Origin of the sequence: Nocardia sp. NPDC127606 (assembly GCF_042671725.1) — a bacterium.
Lineage (GTDB): Bacteria > Actinomycetota > Actinomycetes > Mycobacteriales > Mycobacteriaceae > Nocardia.
Window position 1 is genome coordinate 743,215 of the sequence record NZ_JBHXWQ010000001.1, and the last position, 19,563, is coordinate 762,777.

General features: G+C 68.7%; 18 protein-coding genes. 14 read left to right on the forward strand and 4 right to left on the reverse strand.

Annotated elements, in window-relative coordinates; translation table 11 throughout:
* The first annotated feature begins 167 nt into the window (after positions 1–167).
* On the forward strand, positions 168–1,667 hold the full coding sequence (locus ACFVJ5_RS03470; protein WP_379218300.1) for a flavin-containing monooxygenase: 1,500 nt from the start codon (positions 168–170) through the stop codon (positions 1,665–1,667).
* 5 nt (positions 1,668–1,672) lie between these two features.
* On the opposite strand, the gene ACFVJ5_RS03475 is transcribed toward ACFVJ5_RS03470, so the two are convergent.
* Positions 1,673–2,182, reverse strand: coding sequence for a hypothetical protein (locus tag ACFVJ5_RS03475; protein ID WP_379218301.1), 510 nt, complete (start codon positions 2,180–2,182; stop codon positions 1,673–1,675).
* A 276-nt stretch (positions 2,183–2,458) separates the two neighbouring features.
* Between ACFVJ5_RS03475 and ACFVJ5_RS03480 the strand changes: the two genes are divergently transcribed.
* The 8 genes from ACFVJ5_RS03480 to ACFVJ5_RS03515 are packed head-to-tail and all read left to right on the forward strand — an operon-like array spanning position 2,459 to position 12,240.
* Positions 2,459–3,730 (forward strand): hypothetical protein, encoded by a 1,272-nt coding sequence (locus tag ACFVJ5_RS03480; RefSeq protein ID WP_379218302.1) that lies wholly within the window; start codon positions 2,459–2,461, stop codon positions 3,728–3,730.
* Complete coding sequence (locus ACFVJ5_RS03485; protein WP_379218303.1) at positions 3,727–4,692, forward strand: glutamate ABC transporter substrate-binding protein; 966 nt, start codon at positions 3,727–3,729, stop codon at positions 4,690–4,692. Before ACFVJ5_RS03480 ends, ACFVJ5_RS03485 begins: the two co-directional genes overlap by 4 nt.
* Positions 4,689–5,861 carry a hypothetical protein gene (locus ACFVJ5_RS03490; RefSeq protein ID WP_379218304.1) on the forward strand — a complete coding sequence of 391 codons (1,173 nt, stop codon included), beginning with the start codon at positions 4,689–4,691 and terminating at the stop codon, positions 5,859–5,861. The genes ACFVJ5_RS03485 and ACFVJ5_RS03490 overlap by 4 nt, the downstream gene beginning before the upstream one ends.
* The gene (locus ACFVJ5_RS03495) at positions 5,858–8,284 is read left to right on the forward strand and encodes a tetratricopeptide repeat protein (protein WP_379218305.1); all 2,427 of its coding nucleotides are present in this window, start codon (positions 5,858–5,860) and stop codon (positions 8,282–8,284) included. The genes ACFVJ5_RS03490 and ACFVJ5_RS03495 overlap by 4 nt, the downstream gene beginning before the upstream one ends.
* Entirely contained in the window at positions 8,281–9,291 is a 1,011-nt protein-coding gene (locus ACFVJ5_RS03500) for a PP2C family protein-serine/threonine phosphatase (protein WP_379218306.1), read from the forward strand. The genes ACFVJ5_RS03495 and ACFVJ5_RS03500 overlap by 4 nt, the downstream gene beginning before the upstream one ends.
* Entirely contained in the window at positions 9,288–10,577 is a 1,290-nt protein-coding gene (locus ACFVJ5_RS03505) for a VWA domain-containing protein (RefSeq protein ID WP_379218307.1), read from the forward strand. The genes ACFVJ5_RS03500 and ACFVJ5_RS03505 overlap by 4 nt, the downstream gene beginning before the upstream one ends.
* A 1-nt stretch (position 10,578) precedes the next feature.
* Complete coding sequence (locus ACFVJ5_RS03510) at positions 10,579–11,352, forward strand: FHA domain-containing protein (RefSeq protein WP_379218308.1); 774 nt, start codon at positions 10,579–10,581, stop codon at positions 11,350–11,352.
* Positions 11,353–11,385: 33 nt separating this feature from the next.
* The gene (locus ACFVJ5_RS03515; protein WP_379218309.1) at positions 11,386–12,240 is read left to right on the forward strand and encodes an SDR family oxidoreductase; all 855 of its coding nucleotides are present in this window, start codon (positions 11,386–11,388) and stop codon (positions 12,238–12,240) included.
* Here the strand turns inward: ACFVJ5_RS03515 and ACFVJ5_RS03520 are convergent.
* Positions 12,237–13,181 carry a threonine/serine dehydratase gene (locus tag ACFVJ5_RS03520; protein ID WP_379218310.1) on the reverse strand — a complete coding sequence of 315 codons (945 nt, stop codon included), beginning with the start codon at positions 13,179–13,181 and terminating at the stop codon, positions 12,237–12,239. The two genes, ACFVJ5_RS03515 and ACFVJ5_RS03520, sit on opposite strands and share 4 nt — an antisense overlap.
* Positions 13,182–13,381: 200 nt before the next feature.
* Here ACFVJ5_RS03520 and ACFVJ5_RS03525 point away from each other — a divergent pair, with 200 nt between their 5' ends.
* The 5 genes from ACFVJ5_RS03525 (at position 13,382) to thpD (ending at position 17,291) form a co-directional block, all read left to right on the forward strand.
* The gene (locus ACFVJ5_RS03525; RefSeq protein WP_357369059.1) at positions 13,382–14,092 is read left to right on the forward strand and encodes a response regulator transcription factor; all 711 of its coding nucleotides are present in this window, start codon (positions 13,382–13,384) and stop codon (positions 14,090–14,092) included.
* Positions 14,093–14,163: 71 nt separating this feature from the next.
* Positions 14,164–14,715 (forward strand): diaminobutyrate acetyltransferase, encoded by a 552-nt coding sequence (gene ectA / locus ACFVJ5_RS03530; protein ID WP_379218311.1) that lies wholly within the window; start codon positions 14,164–14,166, stop codon positions 14,713–14,715.
* The gene (ectB, locus tag ACFVJ5_RS03535; protein ID WP_379218312.1) at positions 14,712–15,983 is read left to right on the forward strand and encodes a diaminobutyrate--2-oxoglutarate transaminase; all 1,272 of its coding nucleotides are present in this window, start codon (positions 14,712–14,714) and stop codon (positions 15,981–15,983) included. The genes ectA and ectB overlap by 4 nt, the downstream gene beginning before the upstream one ends.
* Entirely contained in the window at positions 15,980–16,384 is a 405-nt protein-coding gene (locus tag ACFVJ5_RS03540; protein WP_379218313.1) for an ectoine synthase, read from the forward strand. Before ectB ends, ACFVJ5_RS03540 begins: the two co-directional genes overlap by 4 nt.
* Entirely contained in the window at positions 16,368–17,291 is a 924-nt protein-coding gene (gene thpD, locus ACFVJ5_RS03545; RefSeq protein WP_379218314.1) for an ectoine hydroxylase, read from the forward strand. The genes ACFVJ5_RS03540 and thpD overlap by 17 nt, the downstream gene beginning before the upstream one ends.
* A gap of 58 nt (positions 17,292–17,349) precedes the next feature.
* On the opposite strand, the gene ACFVJ5_RS03550 is transcribed toward thpD, so the two are convergent.
* Together ACFVJ5_RS03550 and ACFVJ5_RS03555 are read right to left on the reverse strand one after the other, a co-directional pair.
* Positions 17,350–18,273, reverse strand: coding sequence for a hypothetical protein (locus ACFVJ5_RS03550; RefSeq protein WP_379218315.1), 924 nt, complete (start codon positions 18,271–18,273; stop codon positions 17,350–17,352).
* Between the two features lie 238 nt (positions 18,274–18,511).
* Complete coding sequence (locus ACFVJ5_RS03555; protein ID WP_379218316.1) at positions 18,512–19,531, reverse strand: hypothetical protein; 1,020 nt, start codon at positions 19,529–19,531, stop codon at positions 18,512–18,514.
* Between the last annotated feature and the right edge of the window lie 32 nt (positions 19,532–19,563).

The window sequence follows — 19,563 nt, forward strand, 5'->3', positions numbered from 1 at the left end:
ACCGGTGTGCCCGCCCTCGTCACGGATTCCGATCACCGTGCGCGCAATCCCCGACACGCCGAGGCGCAGCCATGCCGAACTAGACGTAACTATGCGAAACACGTAACCTCGTGGAAAGCTCGGGCGACGGTGCTCGGGCCGGCGACCCTACGAAACGAGTTTCCTCAATGACGCGGCATGTCGACGTACTGATCATCGGCGCTGGCCTCTCCGGAATCGGCACGGCCTGTCACCTGACTCGCGAGCAGACCGGACGCACCTACGCGATCCTCGAGCGCCGCGAGAACATCGGTGGTACCTGGGACCTGTTCAAGTACCCCGGTATCCGCTCGGACTCGGACATGCTCACCTTCGGCTTCGGCTTCCGCCCCTGGATCGGCACCAAGGTGCTCGCCGACGGCGCCAGCATCCGGCAGTACGTCGAGGACACCGCCAAGGAATACGGCGTCACCGACCACATCACGTTCGGCCGCAAGGTCGTCACCGCCGATTTCGATCGTGGCACCGCGCTGTGGACCGTGCAGGCCGTGATCGAGGCGACCGGCGAGACCGAGACCTGGACCGCGAACTTCGTAGTCGGCGCCAGCGGCTATTACAACTACGACAAGGGCTACCAGCCCGAATTCCCCGGTCAGGACGACTTCAAGGGTCAGATCGTGCACCCGCAGCACTGGCCCGAGGATCTGGATTACGCGGGCAAGAAGGTCGTCGTCATCGGTTCCGGTGCCACCGCGATCACGCTGATCCCGTCGATGGCCGACACCGCCGCGCACGTCACCATGCTGCAGCGTTCGCCCACCTGGATCCAGGCACTGCCCTCGGACGACCCGGTCGCGATCGGTTTCAAGAAGTCCCGCGTGCCCGACTCCATCGCCTACAAGATCGGTCGCGCCCGCAACATCGCCCTGCAGCGCGCCAGCTTCCAGCTCTCGCGCACCAACCCCGAGCTGGCCAAGAAGCTGATGCTGGCCCAGGTGCGCCTGCAGCTCGGCAAGAAGGTGGACCTGAGCCACTTCACCCCCAGCTACAACCCGTGGGATCAGCGCCTGTGCGTGGTGCCCAACGGTGACCTGTTCAAGGTGCTCAAGAGCGGCAAGGCCGACATCGTCACCGACCGCATCGCGAAGTTCACCGAGAAGGGCATCCTGACCGAGTCGGGTCAGGAGCTCGAGGCCGACATCATCGTCACCGCCACCGGCCTGAACGTGCAGATGCTCGGCGGCATCACGCTCACCATCGACGGCACCCCGGTGAAGTTCAACGAGACGGTCGCCTACAAGAGCGTCCTGTACTCCGATATCCCGAACTTCCTGATGATCATCGGCTACACCAACGCCTCCTGGACCCTGAAGGCCGACCTCGCCGCCGCGTACCTGTGCCGCGTGCTCAACATCATGCGCGACCGCGGCTACACCACCTTCGAGGTGCACGCGAACCCCGGCGACATCGCCGACGAGTCGCTCATGGGTGGCGCCCTCACCTCGGGCTACATCCAGCGCGGCAACGACGCCATGCCCCGCCAGGGCGCGCGCGGTGCCTGGAAACTGGTCAACAACTACTACCGGGACCGCACCCTGATGCACAAGGCCCCGATCGAGGACGGCGTGCTGCAGTTCAGCAAGACCGGCACCACCGTGCAGCCGGGCGAGGAGAGCATCGGCGCCTAGGTGCGCTACTGACGATGGCGCTCGTCCTTCTCGGCTTGGCGCCGTGCCCCCGCGGCGATGCTGGAGGCCTCGAACTTCTTTCGACCGGCGGACTCGCGGGTGGCATCGGTGCGCGCTTTCCCCGCGGAGCGCACCTTCCCGCCACTGGTGCCGATATCGCTGAACGATGGCGCGTCCTTGCGGGCGCGGGCGAGCCTCTCGGCTTTCAACTTGCGGGCATTGCGCTTCGAAGCCGTGGCCAACTGGCGGCTCACCCTGCTGAGCGCGCTTTCGAAGACTTCGGCTTTGCCTGCGCTGTGGGTGTTCGCCGATTTTCCGGCGCCGCGCGCGCCCTTGGCCTCTACCTTGGCCGCTCCGGATCGGCGATATAACTTGACGAATTTGTTGCGCGCCCGCCGCACACGGGTATGCAGCCGGATCAGCGCCTCTTCGTCGAGGTCGGCCATCTGCGCTTTCTTTGTGCCGCGGATCAGGACGTACTCATCTTCGGACAAGGAGTTCAGCAACTTCGACATGTCAACTCCGATCTACCCGAGGGTCACCGTAGGAAAAGAGTGTAGTCCTACCCGTTAACGGTCACTGGCGACGATTTTGTTCAACGAATTCGGGATCTGTCGCGGTCAGGAATCGGCCGCCTCGGATTCTTGCGTGTCCACACCGTGGCCGTTGGGCCGCGTGGCGGCCCTTCTCGCTGTCTCGTTTCGGCCGATTTCCTTCACCCGGGCGAACTTTCAGCGGCTCCCGTACTATCGCGGTCGAAGACACCGCCCGGGGAGATGAAGGAGGACGGTGTGGGATCTCGCCTACCGGCGACCATCCGTGACGCGGGGACGTGGCTGCGGCGATTCGCCTCGACGACACCAGGTGCGATCGGGGTGGTCCTCGTCGTGACCACGGTGGCCTGTCTGGTTGCCGGATCGACGGCGGGCCAACAGCTCGACGCCAAGATCGTGCGCACCGAACAGGTGCTGGATCGGACCGAGCCGCTGGCCTTCGCCGCGCAGAGTCTGTATGTGTCGCTCTCCGCCGCCGACGCGGGTGCCGCGACGGCCTTCCTGTCCGGCGGCATCGAATCACCGCAGGTGCGAGACACCTACGAGCAGGCGCTCGCCGAGGCCGCCGCCGCGCTGGCGGAGGCGACCGCCGGTGCCACCGACGCGCAGACCAGGGCGATCGTCGCCCGCATCGCCGCCGACCTGCCGACCTACACGGGCTTGGTGGAGACCGCGCGCGCCAACAACCGTCAGGGCTTCCCGGTGGGTTCGGCGTATCTGCGCCAGGCCTCGGATCTGATGCAGACCTCGCTGCTGCCCAATGCCGAACAACTCAGCAAGGCCCGCTTCGCCGCGGTGCGTGAGGACCAACAGCGCATCGGCGCGCTGCCGTGGACGAGCATCGTGCTCCTGCTGCTGGTCCTCGTGGTGTGTCTGGTCGGGTCGATCGTGTTGCTGCGCCGGACCAATCGCCTGGTGAACACCGGGATGGCGCTGGCCGCGCTGGCCGCCCTGGTGGCGCTGCTGTGGACCGCGGGCGCCACTCTGACCGCCGCGCAATTGCTCGAGGACGGAAGTTCCGGCGCCGGAGCGCGCGTGGAGAACCTGGCAGGGGCCCGCATCCTGGCCCAGCAGGCCCGCACCGACGAAACCCTGGCCCTGATCACCCGCGGTGACATCACCGCCACGGAGAAGGCCTTCCAAACCCACAGCGGCGACCTGCGCGGGCGCCTCACCGCGGCCGGCGGCGGTGACTCCGATGCCGAACGCGCGCTGACGAATTGGAACGCGGGGCACAATGCCCAGCGCACCGCATACGAGAAGGCCGACTATCCCGGCGCGGTCACCCAGGCGATCGGCACCGGCCCCGACAGCTCGGCCACCAGCTTCGCCCGCCTCGACCAGGAACTGCGCGACGACCTCGCCCGGGCCCGCGACGACCTGCGCGACGGCGTCGCCGCCGCCGGAACGTCGTTGACCCTCAGCCCCTTCGGCACCCTGCTCCTGCTGCTGGCCGCGGCCGGCGCGGTGATCTCCGGACTCTGGCCACGACTCAAGGAGTTCTTGTGAGGCGTCCACTGCTGGTCGCGCTCGCCGCGGCCGTCACGCTGGTCGCGGGCTGCGGTGACGCGCCCGAACCGTCGATCATCGCCGCCACCGCCGTCGCCCCGCCGCTGCCCGGCGCCGAGGCGATCACCTCGGCGCCGGCGGCCGAGGGCACCGGAACCTGCGATACCGAAGCGACATTGGCGCCGACGACCCAGCCGCGACCGGGTGCGATGCCCGCGGGGTCGGCGATGGCCGCCATCATCGCCAACGGCAGGCTGCGGGTGGGTGTCGATCAGAACACCTACATGTTCGGGTTCCGCAATCCCTCGACCGGCAGGCTCGAAGGCTTCGACATCGACCTCGCCAGGGAGATCGCGCGCGATCTGTTCGGTGACCCGGACAAGATCGAACTGCGCTCGGTCACCGCGGCCGACCGGATCCCGCTGTTGCAGGAGAAGAAGGTGGACATGATCGTGCGCACCTTCTCGGCGACCTGCGAACGCCGCCGCGAAGTCGACTTCTCCAGCGTGTACTACCGTGCGGCGCAACGCATCGCGGCCCCCCACGGCGCGGGCATCACCAACGGGGCCGGGCTCGCGGGCAAGCGGGTCTGCGTCGCGAAGGGCACGACCGCCGCCGCGCCGTTGTTCACCCTGCCGACGCCACCCACCGTGCTCGGCGTGACCAACTGGACCGACTGCCTGGTGGCCCTGCAGCAGGGCACCGTCGACGCGATCAGCGGGGACGAGCCGATCCTGGCGGGCTTGGTCGCCCAGGACCACAATCTCGAGGTCGTCGGCGACCCGATCGGCGCGGGCGCGTACGCGGTGGGGGTGCCGCGCGGCAGCGACGAGCTGGTGCGTTTCGTCAACGGCGTGCTCGACCGCGCCCGCACCGACGGCACCTGGCAGCGGATCTACGCCCAGCACCTGTCGACTCTCGGCTCCTCGCAGGGCCCGCCGGTGCCCCGGTACGTCGGATGACCTGGCCGATGCTCGGCGTGCTCGAGATCGATCGTGAACTGGCGGGGCGCACAGCGGAACTGGCGAAGGTGACCACGACCCTGCTGGAACTGGACCGCCACCCCGGCCTGGCCCTGGTGCGCCGCTATCCGCCGACGGGGGAGACCGCGCGTCGCTGGGCGCCGGTGGAGAAGGCGCTGGGCGAACTCTGGGAGGACCTGGGGCGGGTGCGCGCCATCCTCGGCGAGGCGCAGACGGTGCGTGCCGGTCGCGGCAGGGTCGACGACCGGTCGCGGGGGCGGCTCACCGAGCTGCTGCGCGGTCGCCCGCACGAGGTGGCGAGGATCCCGATCCCCCTGGCGCAGCGCGGCCTGACCGGTCCCAGCGAGACCGTCGTGACGGTCGGCATCGCCGATTGCCTGGACCGGATGCGCGCCGCGTTCGCCTTCGTCGCCCCGTTCGCCGACGAGGTCGCGGCGGTCGACGAGCAGGTGCTCGGTGCACTCGCCCCGCTGCAACAGCGCGTCGAGCAAGCTCGTGGCGCGTTGGACGCGGCCACCGAACCACTGACCACGCTCTTGCGCCGCGCCGGCACCGATCCGCTCGGTTTCGGACCGGGCGAGATCGACACCGCCCTCGCCTCGCTCACGGCGCTGATCGACACCGAATCCGCCCGCCACAGCGACCATCTCGCCGTTGCCGCCGACCTGCCCGGCGCGGTCGCCGCCCTGCGCGCCCAGTTGGCCGATCTCGGCGAACGGCAAGATCGCGCCGACGACACCGTCACCCAGGCTCAGCACAAGGTCGCGACGGGCGAGCTGCCCGATGGCGGCGAACCGGCTCCGCGACTGCGCGCCGAACTCGACGCTCTCGGCGATACACCCGACCGGCCGACCGTGGAACATCTGCTCGCGCTGCGTGTGCGGGCAGCTGACGCTGCCGAAAGGGCCACGCGGCGCGACGAATTGGCCCGCGGTCTGCTCGATCGGCGTGCCGAACTGCGCGGCAGGCTCACCGCCTACCGCGCCAAGGCCTCGCGGCTCGGGGTGAGCGAGGACCGGGATGTGCTCGCCGCCGACCGGATCGCGGCCGGACTGCTCACCCGCACACCGTGCGATCTGGCCGCGGTCACCCGGGCCGTCGCGGACTATCGTTCGATCATCGGGGAGAAAGCGGGGCGGACAGCATGAGGTGTAGTGAACCGGGGTGCGGCGGCACGATCGAGGACGGCTACTGCGCACTGTGCGGTACCGCGCCCGTCGCGAGCGCGCCACCGGTACCGCAGGCCCGCCCCGCGGGCAACGGCCGATCGGGACGCACGACAGCGCAGCCGCGCAGCGCGAACCCGCAGCCGCCGCCGATACCCGTGCCTGTTCCCGGCGCCTGTGGTGAACCCGAGTGCGACGGCACGATCGTCGACGGTTACTGCGACACCTGCGGTACCGCGCCCGCCACGGTGACGGGACCGATGCACAGCCCGTCCGCGTCGACGGTCAGCGCGAGCGGGCGCACCTCGAGTCGCTCGGTCCGAACCCGGTCGGGCTCGGCGCGTTCGGCCGCGCGCGGCAGGCTCGGCGCCGGGCTCGTCGAAGTGCCGCCGGTCCCGCGTGTGGACCCGGCCACGGCAGTGCTCACCGACCCCCAGGTGCCCGAATCCGACCGCTTCTGCGGCAAGTGTGACAAGCCTGTCGGTCGCGGCCAGGCCGGCGTTCCCGGCCGCACCTCCGGGTTCTGCCCGCACTGTGGGACCCGCTACTCGTTCGTGCCCCGGCTGCGGGCAGGCGATCTCGTCGGCGGCCAGTACGAAGTGGCGGGGGCGCTGGCCCACGGTGGTCTCGGCTGGATCTATCTGGCCACCGACCGCGCCGTCAACAAACGCTGGGTGGTCCTCAAAGGCCTCATCGACACCGGCGACGCCGACGCCTTGGCCGCCGCCTTGGCCGAACGGCGCTTTCTCGCCGAGGTCGACCACCCCAACATCGTCAAGATCCACAACTTCACCGAACACGCCGACGCCGACGGCGAACCCGTCGGCTACATCGTCATGGCCTATGTCGGCGGCACCTCGCTCAAGCAGATCCTGCGCGCCCACCGCGCCGAAACCCAGCGCTATCTGCCGCCCGCGCAGGCGATCGCCTATGTGCTGGAAATGTTGCCCGCGCTCGGCTATCTGCACGCTCGTGGCTGGGCCTACTGCGATTTCAAGCCCGACAATGTGATGCAGACCGAGGAACGCCTCGAGCTGATCGACCTCGGCGCGGTCATCGCGATGGACGACCGCACCAGTCCCATCTACGGCACCCTCGGCTACCAGGCACCCGAGATCGCCGACACCGGGCCGACGGTGGCCACCGAGATCTACACCGCGGGCCGCACACTGGCCGTGCTGATGATGCGAGTGCCCTCCGTCGACGGCAAGCTCGGCCCCATCCCCGGTCCCGAGACCGAACCGCTACTGGCCGAGCATGATTCGCTGTACCGATTCCTGCAGCGGTCCACCGACCCCGACCCGCTGGCGCGTTTCGCCTCGACGAGCGAAATGGCCGACCAGCTCACCGGTGTGCTGCGGGAGGTGCTGGCGACCGGCGACGGCATTCCGCGTCCCGGCATGTCGAGCCAGTTCGGTCCCGCCCGTGCCGTCTTCGGCATCGACAGCGTCACGCCCGAACCGGCCGCTCTCGTCACCGGCCTGCCTGCCCCGCTGGTGGACCCCGGTGACAGCGGCGCCGCCCTGCTGGCGACCACCGATGCCGCGACCCCGGCCGAACTCGAGCAGGCACTCACCGCCGGACTGCGCGCGGTGGTGACCGGCTCGGGCGAGTCGGTCGAGATCCCGCTGCGACTGGTGCGCGCCGAGCTCGAAGCGGGTGACGCGACAGCGGCGCTGACCCGGCTGGCCGCCTTGGACGCCGAGCTCGAATTCGACTGGCGCCCCGTCTGGTATCGAGCCCAGGCCGCCCTGCTCACCGGTGACTATGCGGCCGCTGCCGCGGATTTCGAGTCCGTCTACGCGGCACTGCCCGGTGAACCCGCTCCCAAGCTCGCGCTGGCGGCCGCACTGGAACTCGGTGCCGCCGCCCGCGGCGATCAGCCGGACGTCGAGCTTCGCCGCGCGCTGGCGCTCTACGAGGTGGTCTGGCGTACCGACCACACCTACCTGTCCGCTGCGTTCGGCGCGGCGCGACTGCGCCGCACCAGCGGCGACCGCACGGGCGCGGTGGCCGTCCTCGATCAGGTCGACCGCACCTCCTCGATGTTCACCGAGGCCCGGGTCTCCGCCGTCGAAACGCTACTGACGCACCGTGATCCGGCCGACCTCGACGAAGACCTGCTCCGCCGGACCGGCGAGCGGGTCGACCACTTGCGCCTGGACTCGCGCAAACGCACCGCGCAGGTGCGGATGTTCGTCCTCGAGGCGGCACTGAACTGGATCCGGTCGGGACAGCGGCCGAGTACACCAGGCAAGCTGTTGGACGTGGAATTCACCGAGCAGGGCGTGCGGACGGGATTGGAACGATGCTTGCGGACACTGGCGCGCGAGGCAGACGACATGTGGACCCGATTCGTCCTGGTGGACCAGGCGAACTCGGTGCGCCCCAGGACCACCCTGTGACCGCGCCGGGCTGTGCCGACTGCGCGGGCTCGGCGCGGGCGGGGCACCGCTTCTGCGAAGGCTGCGGTCGCGAACTCGGCGTGCGCAAAGTCGCACTGCCCGTGCATGATCCGGTCGCGGTGCCGCAGTGCTCGACGTGTGGTGAACGCCGTTACGAGGGCGGCTACTGCGTGAAATGCGGCAGCCCCAAGCCGGTCCCGGACCGTTTCGAGGAAGACCTCGGCGCGGTGTACGTGCTCACCGACCGCGGAATCAGCCACTCCCGCAACGAGGACGCGGTCGCGGCCGCGGTGCGCGAGGGCGACGGCATCCGGGTGATCGTGGTCAGCGACGGCGTCTCCACCTCCCAGGATCCGCAAGCGGCCTCCGGCAATGCCGCCCGCACCGGTGTCGATGCCGCCCTGGCCGCCCTGGCCGAGGGCAGGGCCGACTCCGACGCCGCGATGGCGGGCCTGGCGGCGGCGACCGCGGCGGTGCGCGGCATGTCACGCACTCCCGAGTACGCGCCGTCGTGCACCTACGTCTCCGCGATCGTGCGTGAGACGAGCCTGGGCACCGACATCACCGTCGCCAATGTCGGTGACAGCAGGGCGTTCTGGCTCGCCGCGGGCGATCCGGCCGCCTCGCGCCGGCTCAGCGTCGACGATTCCTGGGCCCAGGCCCTCGTCGACGCGGGCGCTCTCGACGAGACCGCGGCGATGAACGACCCGCGCGCCCACACCCTGCTGCGCTGGCTCGGCGCCGACGGTGGCGAAGCGCCGTGGTCGGCGAACTGCCTGCAACGCATGCTCGCCACCGAGCCGGGCACGCTGCTGCTGTGCAGCGACGGTCTGTGGAACTACCTGCCCGAGGCGGTCGCGCTCGCCGGGTTCACCGTCGAGACCTCGCCGCAGGCCGCCGCTCGCGCGCTCGCCGACTTCGCCTTGAACAGCGGCGGCAGTGACAACATCACGGTCGCCCTGGCTCCGGTGCCCGTTGCCGTATCGCACGAACCAGGAGTGTCATGAGTTCCCCTGAGACAGCCGGTATCTCGATCGCCGTCGACCAGAACGAATTCCTCGCCGAAGGCGCGAGCGTGGTGGACGCGGTGCTGACGGTGACCACCGGCCCCGAACTCGCCGCCGTCGCGACACCACCGCCGCGGCTCGAGATCCTGATCATCGACTGCTCCGGTTCGATGGGCAACAAGCGCAAGTTCGAGAACGCGCGCAACGCCACCCGCACCGCGCTGGACGAGATCCCCGACGGCACCGCGTTCGCCATCATCGAGGGCACCGAGTCGGCGCGGATGATCTACCCGAGCGACAAAACCCTGTCCGCCCCTGCCGACCGCGCGCACCGCAGCTCGGCTCGACGGGCCCTGGATCGGTTGCGGCCCGACGGCGGCACCGCGATGGGTTCGTGGCTGGCGCTGGCCCGCGAGGTCGCCGCCGCGCACCGCGGCGCGCAGGCGCACGCGATTCTGCTCACCGACGGCAAGAACGAACACGAGACCCCGCAGGAGCTCGCGACCGAACTCGACCGTGCCGAAGGGCTTTTCGTCTGTGACTGCCGCGGTGTCGGCGACGACTGGGTTGCCGAGGAACTGCGCAAGATCGCCTCGAAACTGTCCGGTGACGCGAACATCGTCGCGGATCCGAAGGACCTGGCCCGAGATTTCGCCGCGATGATGCGTTCCTCGGCCGCGCGCGTGATCCCGGAACTGACGTTGAAGGTATGGACTCCGGCCGGCGCGCGGGTGCGGATGGTCAAGCAGGTCTCGCCGGTGCTCGAGGATCTGACCGGGCGCCGGATCGACGTGGGCGCGCAGGTGGGGGAGTATCCGCTGTCGTCGTGGGCCGCCGAGGAACGTGAGTACCACGTGCAGATCGAACTGGAACCGGCCGCGCCGGGCCGGGAGAAGCTGGCCGCGCGGTTGAGTGTGCTTGCCGGGGACGAGGTCCTGGGCCAGGGCTTGGTACGCGCGGTCTGGACCACCGATTCGACTCTGTCGACCCGCATCAGTACCCGTGTCGCCCACTACACCGGCCAGGTCGAACTGGCCCAGGCCGTTCAGGAAGGTCTGGCGGCGCGCCGCAACGGCGATGTCACCACCGCGACCGCGAAGCTGCGGCGCGCGGTGGAGCTGGCCGCCGCCTCCGGCCACGAGTCCACCGCCAAACTGCTGCGCGGTGTGGTCGAGGTCGAGCACGACGGCACCGTGAAGCTGCGCGGCCAGGTCGCCGCGGCCGACGAACTCGCCCTCGACATCCGCTCCACCAAGACCGCCCGGGTGCGGCCGGAGGGCGGCTGACATGCCGATGTGCGCGGACGGACACCAGTCGCGGTCGACGGACTACTGCGATGTGTGCGGATCGGCTCTGGGCGCGGCCCCCGCGCCCGACCCGGCGGCTCTGCGCCTGTGCCCGAACTGCCACGCGCCGACCAGCGGACGCTTCTGCGAAGGATGCGGCCACGATTCCGCCCTGCCGCCACCGACCGCGACGTCGCCGCGTTCCGGCGACCGACCGGAATCGGCCGACCGCGCCGGGGCCGACTTCGGCGACCCCTCGGCCGGGCGGCGGCCCGAATCGTCACGTGCGGGTGCACATCCCGATCATCGGGGCGGGTTCGACCCCACCGTGATCGCCACCGGCGCGCCGCCCGACAGCGGCCGATCCCGGGTGTGGGTCGCGCGGATCTTCGCCGACCGTGAGTTCTACGCGCGCGTCCAGGCCCGCAAGGGTCCCGATGCCGAGCGTGTCGAATTCCCGGACTTCTACCCCGAACGCCGAATCATCTTGCATGGCAGCCAGTTCCTGATCGGAAAACGATCGGCCTCGCAAGGGATCGTGCCCGAGATCGACCTCGGCATCGCCCCGGCGGATATCGGCGTCTCCCGCGCGCATGCGATGATCCAGGTCGATCGGGACGGCGTGCTCACCATCACCGACCTCGGTTCCACCAATGGAACCAGTCTGGACGGCGCCGAAACACCGATCGCTCCGCAGCAGGCGGTCGCACTGCGCGAAGGCAGCCGGATCCATGTCGGCGGCTGGACCACCATCGCGATCACCGCGGAACCGTAGACGCATCTGTTCACCAAACGTAGGGTCGGGACCATGACGAAGTTCGACGGGAAGACCTGCCTGATCACCGGCGCCGCCAGCGGCCTCGGCCGCGCCACCGCGTTCGCGGCCGCCGCCAAAGGGGCCTCGCTCGTCCTCACCGACATCACCGCCGACGCGCTCGCCACCACCGCCGAGGAACTGCGCGCGACCGGTGCGACGGTGCATCTCGCGCACGCGGCCGACGTCAGCGACCATTCCGCGGTCGTCGGTCTGGCCGCCCACACCTTCGAGGCCGTGAGCCACGTGGACATCGTCATGAACGTGGCGGGCATCGCCACCTGGGGCACCGTCGACAAGCTCACGCCCCAGCAGTGGCGCCGCACCGTCGACATCAATCTGATGGGCCCGATCCACATCATCGAGGAGTTCGTGCGCCCGATGATCTCCGCCGGTCGCGGCGGTCACCTGGTGAACGTGTCCTCGGCGGCGGGCATCTTCGGTCTACCGTGGCACGCGCCCTACAGCGCCACCAAATTCGGTCTGCGCGGGGTCTCGGAGGTGCTGCGTTTCGACCTGCGCCGCCACAAGATCGGCGTCAGCCTGGTCTGCCCCGGCGCGATGGCCACCCCGATGGTCGACAGCGTCGACATCGCGGGCGTCGACCGCGACAACGCGGCGCTGAACAAGGCGATCGGCCTGTTCATGCGCCACGCCGTCACCCCCGAGCAGGCGGCCACGTCGGTGATCAAGGGTGTCGAGCGCAACCGCTACTGGGTCTACACCTCCCGCGACATCCAGCTCGCCCACTGGGGTCAGCGCTACTTCCCCTACGGCTACACCTTGGCCATGCGCGGCCTGAACTCCGCGATGACCAACTATGTGGACAAGAACGCCCTGGTCCGTTAGACGAGGTCGCTGGGGTCGGTATTGGCCCCACACAAGATCACGCACACCCGCTCGCCGGGTTCGGGCCGATAGGCCGGGCCCGAACCGGTGTCGAGCAGTGCCGCCATCGCGGTGGCCGCGCCGTTCTCCACGGCGATGCGATGGGAGTCCCACAGTTGCTGCCTGGCCGCGCGGATCGCCTCGTCGGGCACCAGCAATGACCGCACACTCGGATGCTGGGCGGCGGCCAGAGCCATCGCCGACACATTCGGGGCGCCGAGGGAATCCGCGGCGATCGAGTCGACGGTGACATCCACCGGGTGACCGGCTTCGAGCGCGGCGTTCAGCGATCGACAACCCCGGGGTTCGACGGCCACCGTGCGGATCCCGAAATGCTGTGCGGCGACGGCCGTTCCGGTGAACAAACCACCGCCGCCGACGGCGACGAGCACCGTGTCGAGGTCGGGGATGCGCGCCTGGATCTCGCGCATCAGCGTGCCTGCGCCCGCGGCGACGAGCGTATCGTCATACGCATGGGCGGCCAGCGCACCACTGGTCTCGGCGAATTCCCGGCAAGCGGCCAACGCCTGCTTGTATTCCGGACCGATCAGTCGCACCTGCGCGCCGTAGTCACGAAGTCGACCGATTTTGACCGCAGGCGCGGTCTCGGGCAGAAACACCGTCGCGGGCACCCCCGCCTCCCGTGCCGCCCATGCGCACGCCAACCCGGCATTGCCGCCCGAGGCGATCGTCACACCCGCGTCCGGCAACGTTTCCGCAGCCGCGTGCGCGCGCACGAAATTCTGCGCACCACGCGCCTTGAAAGTGCCGGTGAACTGCAAGAACTCCAGTGCGAACCATAGCGGGTCCGGCCCTGGTCCGGCCGGTGCGACAGTGATCGGGCGAACCAGCCCGTCGATGCGCGCAGCGGCGGCTTCGATATCAGCGAAAGTCGGGGTCACCCCTCGACTATGCCACCGGCCACGTCCCCGTCGAAGCGCCTGTTGAGCGGGCGAATTGTTACGACGGGTTTACGCCCGCACCAGTCTGGGTACATAACAGATCGGTAACAAGCTCGAAGGCGGGATGTCGTGTCGGTCTGGGGACGCGAAACCCCCCAGTGCACCGGCACACGCCCGGCGTGTCAGCAAAGGATGTGCACATGAGCGCGAACCTGATGATCGTGGACGACGACGTCCAGATGCGCGGCGACCTGCGTCGCGCGATGGAAGACGAAGGGTATGCCGTAGCCGAGGCAGGCGTCCCTTCCGACGCCCTCGATCGGCTGCGGAACGACGGGCCACCCGATCTGATGATCGTCGACCTGATGCGCGGCGAAGCCGACGGCTTCGACTGCATCAGGGAGATCCGTCGTGACCACGACGTGCCGATCATCGTGATCAGCACCCGTTACGACACCCACGACGTGGTCGCGGCCCTGGAGGCGGGGGCCGACGACTTCGTGAGCAAGCCGTTCGAAATCAAGGAGATCACCGCCAGGATGCGCGCGCTCCGCCGCCGCGCCCGCATCACCGCCGATCGCGACACGACCCCCGAGGCCGTGCTCGACGCCGATCCGCACGCGCCACTGGTGCTGGCGGCCGACGCCGGCGCGGTGCGACGCGGCGCCGAGGAGATCCACCTCACGGTCACCGAATTCCGGTTGCTGTGTGAACTGGCGGAGACCCCCGGCCGCGTGCTGAGTCGATCCGTGCTGCTCGAAAGAGTATGGGATCAGGGCTTTTTCGGTGACGAGCGCATTGTCGACGTCCACGTGCGACGCCTGCGCACCAAGATCGAACGCGACCCGTCCGACCCGCGCATCGTGGTTACCGTCCGCGGTCTCGGGTATCGCCTCGACGTGCAGTCGTAGTAAACGATTCGTCATACAACCGCAAAGAGCTCGACACAAAGACCGCAAAGTCGGCTGGGCACGTTAGATATATGACAACGTCCACCATGTCCATCGAGCCGGCCGCCAACGCGGCGGCCCCTGGTTCGGAACCGAGATTGCGTCATCCGCGGCTGGGCGACGGTGCCCAGCTGTGGCGGATCGCCCGCGATTCGCAGGTACTCGACGTCAATTCCAGCTATGCGTACCTGCTGTGGTGTCGCGATTTCGCCGCAACCTCGTTGGTTGCCGAAAGTGACGGTCAGCCCGTCGGATTCGTCATCGGATATGTGCGTCCGGAAGCTCCGGACACGCTGTTCGTCTGGCAGATCGCCGTCGACGCGCAAGCTCGTGGCCGCGGCCTGGCCGCCGCCATCCTGCACGCGCTGCTCGATTCGGTAGCCGATGCGGGCATCACCACCTTGGAAACCACGATCTCACCCGGAAACACCGCCTCACATGCGCTGTTCTCCGCGGTGGCCCGGGAACGCGGTGCCGATTTGCGCACCGAGGACCTGTTCGAAGAAAACGATTTCCCCGATTCACACGAGGCAGAGCTGCTGTATGTGATTTCACCGGCTCAGCGCCAGGAGGAACGACGATGATCACGACCACCGACACCAGCATTTTCGAGGCTATGGAATCGAACGTGCGCGGATACTGCCGTGACTGGCCGGCCATCTTCAGCACCGCCGAAGGCGCATGGTTGCGCGACGAGCAGGGCCGCGAATATCTCGACTTCTTCGCAGGCGCCGGCGCGTTGAACTACGGACACAACAACCCGATTCTGAAGAAGGCGCTGCTGGAATACATCGGCAGCAACGGCATCACCCACGGTCTGGACATGTCGACCGTGGCCAAACGTGAACTACTCGAGACCATCCGCGACAATCTGCTCGCGCCGCGTGGCCTCGACTACAAGGTCCAGTTCCCTGGTCCGACCGGCGCGAACGCCGTCGAAGCCGCGCTCAAGCTGGCCCGCAAGGTCACCGGGCGCAAGACCATCCTGAGCTTCACCAACGCCTTCCACGGCATGACCCTGGGCGCGCTGTCGGTGACCGGCAACGCCGCCAAGCGGGCCGGCGCCGGGGTGCCGCTCGAGCACTCCACCCCGATGCCCTACGACGGCTACTTCGACAACACCATCGAGGACTTCGGCTGGATGCAGCGCGTCCTCGACGACAGCTCCTCGGGTTTCGATCGCCCCGCCGCGGTGATCGTGGAGACCGTGCAGGGTGAGGGCGGCGTCAACCTGGCCCGCGCCGAATGGCTGCGTCACCTGGCCGGACTGTGCGCCGCGCGGGACATCCTGCTCATCGTCGACGACGTGCAGATGGGTTGCGGGCGCACCGGTCCGTTCTTCTCCTTCGAGATCGCCGGCATCACCCCCGACATCGTGACGCTGTCCAAGTCGATCGGTGGCTACGGTCTGCCGATGGCGCTGGTGCTGCTCAAGCCCGAGCACGACCAGTGGGCGCCCGGTGAGCACAACGGCACCTTCCGCGGCAACAACCCCGCCTTCGTCACCGCGACCGCGGCCCTGCGCGAGTACTGGTCCGATGACAAGCTCGCCCAGCGCACCGCCGAGAACGGCGCCTACGTGGGCCGCACGCTCGAGGCGGTCGCGCAGCGGCATGCCGGAGTGTCCACCCGTGGTCGCGGCATGGTGCACGGCATCGTCTTCGACGACCCGTCGCAGGCGGGCAAGGTGTGCCGCACCGCGTTCGAACAGGGTCTGCTGGTGGAGACCTCGGGGTCGATGGACGAGGTCGTGAAACTGCTGCCGCCGTTGACGCTCGGCAGCGACGAACTCGATCAGGGCCTGTCGGTGCTGGTCTCCTCGATCGACACCGTCTGTGGCGGTGCCGCATGATCGTGCGCACCACCGAAGAGATCACCGGCACCGAACGCGATGTGGCAGGGCCGGGTTGGCGCAGCAAGCGCATCGTGCTCGGCGGCGACAAGGTCGGCTTCTCCTTCCACGAGACTACAATCGAGGCAGGCACCGTCCACGAGTTCCACTACCAGAACCACGTCGAGGCGGTGTGGCTGGTCGAGGGCGAGGGCAACCTGCTCGATCTCGACAACCAGACCACGTACGAGCTGGGCCCGGGTTCGATGTACTTGCTCAACGGCCACGAACGTCATCAGGTCACCGCCCGCACCCAGCTGCGGATGTTGTGCGTTTTCAATCCGCCGGTCACCGGCCGCGAGGTACACGATGAGAACGGGGTGTATCCGCTGATTATCGAGGAGGATGGCGCCAGTGTCTGATCAGCTCGACCGCTACCCGACCCGGTTGTCCGAGCCGGCCCCGCATATCGAACGCACCGATCCCGCGGTGTGGGGCCAGGTCACCTCGCCGGAGCTGATCGGATTCGACGCGAACGGTTTCGCGACGATCCCCGACCTGCTCACCCCCGACGAGGTGGCCGCCTTCGGTGCCGAGGTCGGCCACCTCGCGGCCGACCCCGTGCTCTACGGCGATGAACGGGTGATCGTGGAACCCGTTGCGGGGCAGGTCCGTTCGGTGTTCCAGGTACATCAGCTCAGCAAACCGATCGCGGAGCTGGTCGCGCAAACGCGGATCGCCGGCCTCGCCGAGCAGATCCTCGGTTCGCCGGTGTACCTGCATCAGACCCGGGTGAACTACATGCCCGGTTTCGGTGGTAGCGGTTTCGGCTGGCATTCCGATTTCGAGACCTGGCACGCCGAGGACGGCATGCCTGCCCCCCGCGCGGTGAGTCTGTCGATCGCGTTGACCGACAACTACCCGTTCAACGGCAGCCTGATGCTGATGCCCGGTTCGCACCGCACCTTCGTACCGTGCCTGGGCGAAACGCCGAGCGGTCACTATCGGGAGTCGTTGCGCGAGCAGCGAATCGGGGTCCCGACGACGGACGACGTCACGTTCCTGGCCGCCCGCTACGGCATCACCCAGTTCACCGGGCGGGCCGGTTCGGCGCTGTTGTTCGACTCCAACATGATGCACGGCTCGTCGAACAACATCACCCCGTTCCCGCGCTCGAACATCTTCATGGTGTTCAACAGCGTGGAAAACGCCCTGGTGGAGCCCTTCGCGGCTCCCCAGCGCCGCCCGCAATACATCGCCGCCCGCGATTTCACGCCCTTGCGTGAGGTCACGGAAGCCGGTGCGGTCCTGGCGGATCAGGCGCCCTAGGCAGGTCGGACACGAAGCCGCCGCCCGCGGATCATCGCGGGTGGCGGCTTTCTCCGTCCTAGGGCAGTTCGGACAGGGCGGAAAGGGAGGCCGCTGCTCGTGGGTCGTCGTGGGCGGCGGCCTTCCACCATTGTTCGGCGGCGTCGCGTTCGCCTTGTTGGAGCAGCAGGGTGCCCAGGTCGTAGGCGGCGCCGCTGTGGCCTGCCTGTGCGGCTTGGGTCCAGAGGGCGCGGGCCGAGTCGTGTTCTCCGCGTTCGTGCATGGCGGTTCCCAGTTCGTGGAGGGCGCCGCCGACACCCTGGCTGGTTCGTGGGGGCTCGGGTGGGTCGGCCGGTGCGATCGAGATTTTCGGTAGGGGAGCCGATGGTGTCGGTTCGGTGGAAGCGGCTGGGGGACTCGGTTCGACGGGGGGAGTCGAAGGGGCCGGGCCGAGCGGTGTCGTCGCCGGGTCGACCGTATCGAGGGGTGGTGCGGGGCGAACCGGTTCGGCTGGACCGGTGCTGAGTTCGACGACCAGTTCGTTGAAATCGGGTGTGCCGGGGCCGGTGCTGCACCACAGGGTCGAGGCACCGTCGGGGAGCAGGTCGACGACCATGCCGTAGTTGCCGGTCCAGGATTGGTGTGTGCCCGATTCGGCCACCCAGACGGGTGTGAGGGTGAACAGCGCGTCGGGTGCGTCCGCGGTCACCGAGATGTCGATGCCGTCGGCGAGGGCTTCGTACCAGATGTCGACGCCCGCCAGCGATTTCCCGTTCAGGTTCACGTGCCCGTCGTGGACGGAGAGCCCGAGGCCCAGGCCCGTCACATCCTCGGGTGCCATCACCGACAGCGCGCGCAGATGCACCGCCGTCGTTCCGGCGGGCAGCGCCTCGGTGTACATCGGATAGACCGCCGCACCGCACCATTCGATCGGATCGGCGCCGTCGTAGCGCTGATCGAGGGGGAGTGGGTCGCCAGGGCGTTGCGCGTCGGGATCATTCATCGGTGGCACCCGCCCTTTCCGCTGTTACACCCCCTCGCGGCGCCAGACTGTCCGCGGTTGCGCGCTACACCGTACTCGTGTCTACGTGGAGTCGTGGTCGATTCATGACAAGACGGCCGCTGAAATCGACGGGGCTCCGGCGACCCGGGCCGACCTGGTCCGTAACAGTGTGTCCGGATGTCGGGCAACGGGATTCACCGGGGGCCTGACCTGACTGATCGGGCGCGGCGTCGACGGTTCAGACGGCGACCGATTCGCCGATCTCCTCTTCGACCGCGGCAGGCGCGACCGGCTGGGGCGCGTGGCGTGCCTCGTACCGGCCGGCCACCCCGACCAGCACCACACCCGCGACCAGCCAGGCGAACAACCCGAACAGGCGGGAGCCGAACCCGGCGCCACCGTCGAAGTAGAGCAGACTGCGCAGCCCTTCGACGAAGTCGGCACCGTTCCAGAACGAGTGCAGCGCACCGAAGAACCCGTTCTGGAGTTCGGGCCCGTAGACGCCGCCGGAGGTGGTGAAGTTCAGCATCACGAACAGGGTGATCAGGGCGAGGGTGGTCCAGCGCTTCAAGAACGTGTGCAGACCGATGCCGATCAGGATGATGCCCGAGGTGTAGACCCAGGCGATGGCGAACACGCTCGCGACGTCGCTGTCGATCACGCCGAACACCGGACCCGCCACCAGCACGCCGATGAGGCTCACGATGAGCGCGGTCACCACGCCGACCGCGGCGCGCACCCGCATCCGCAGCAGCGCGCCCGCCGCGCCGATCACCGCGACGCTGCCGTAGGCGCCCACGCTCAACGCGACCAGCAGGAAGAAGATGCCCTGCCCCGTCGGGTCACCGCCTGCCTTGGTCGTCACATCGGTGACCACCAGCGGCACGCCCTGATGATCGGCCACCGACCGGAACGCCACCTCCGCGGCCATCGCGCCGGTATCGGAGCTCGCGGTGGCGACCAGCAGCTCCGGCCTGGTGCCGTCGGGCACATAGGCGCCGACGAGTTCGCGGTTGCGCAGCGCGTCGATGGCCGCGTCGCGATCGGGCACGGTGACCATGTCGAGCCCGGCGCCGCCCTTGTCCTTCATCGTCTGCGCCAGCACCATCGTCTGCGGGGAGTCGCCGACGACGGCGAGCGCGAGATTGTTCGGCTCGGGCTGATGGAACGCGCCGAGGTAGGCGAAGGCCATGCCGAGGCACATCAGCAGCGGCGTCAGCAGATGTCCGGCGAGGTGCCGGAACTGGGTGCGAGTCATCGGGGAAGATCTCCAAACAGTTGGTAAATGCA

What these genes read in the sequence shown, in the direction of transcription:
- ACFVJ5_RS03470 (WP_379218300.1), top strand. Translation starts at nt 168, where the DNA reads ATGACGCGGCATGTCGACGTACTGATCATCGGCGCTGGCCTCTCCGGA.
- ACFVJ5_RS03475 (WP_379218301.1), bottom strand. Translation starts at nt 2,182, where the DNA reads ATGTCGAAGTTGCTGAACTCCTTGTCCGAAGATGAGTACGTCCTGATC.
- ACFVJ5_RS03490 (WP_379218304.1), top strand. Translation starts at nt 4,689, where the DNA reads ATGACCTGGCCGATGCTCGGCGTGCTCGAGATCGATCGTGAACTGGCG.
- ACFVJ5_RS03495 (WP_379218305.1), top strand. Translation starts at nt 5,858, where the DNA reads ATGAGGTGTAGTGAACCGGGGTGCGGCGGCACGATCGAGGACGGCTAC.
- ACFVJ5_RS03505 (WP_379218307.1), top strand. Translation starts at nt 9,288, where the DNA reads ATGAGTTCCCCTGAGACAGCCGGTATCTCGATCGCCGTCGACCAGAAC.
- ACFVJ5_RS03510 (WP_379218308.1), top strand. Translation starts at nt 10,579, where the DNA reads ATGCCGATGTGCGCGGACGGACACCAGTCGCGGTCGACGGACTACTGC.
- ACFVJ5_RS03515 (WP_379218309.1), top strand. Translation starts at nt 11,386, where the DNA reads ATGACGAAGTTCGACGGGAAGACCTGCCTGATCACCGGCGCCGCCAGC.
- ACFVJ5_RS03525 (WP_357369059.1), top strand. Translation starts at nt 13,382, where the DNA reads ATGAGCGCGAACCTGATGATCGTGGACGACGACGTCCAGATGCGCGGC.
- ectA (WP_379218311.1), top strand. Translation starts at nt 14,164, where the DNA reads ATGACAACGTCCACCATGTCCATCGAGCCGGCCGCCAACGCGGCGGCC.
- ectB (WP_379218312.1), top strand. Translation starts at nt 14,712, where the DNA reads ATGATCACGACCACCGACACCAGCATTTTCGAGGCTATGGAATCGAAC.
- ACFVJ5_RS03540 (WP_379218313.1), top strand. Translation starts at nt 15,980, where the DNA reads ATGATCGTGCGCACCACCGAAGAGATCACCGGCACCGAACGCGATGTG.
- thpD (WP_379218314.1), top strand. Translation starts at nt 16,368, where the DNA reads ATGGCGCCAGTGTCTGATCAGCTCGACCGCTACCCGACCCGGTTGTCC.
- ACFVJ5_RS03550 (WP_379218315.1), bottom strand. Translation starts at nt 18,273, where the DNA reads ATGAATGATCCCGACGCGCAACGCCCTGGCGACCCACTCCCCCTCGAT.
- ACFVJ5_RS03555 (WP_379218316.1), bottom strand. Translation starts at nt 19,531, where the DNA reads ATGACTCGCACCCAGTTCCGGCACCTCGCCGGACATCTGCTGACGCCG.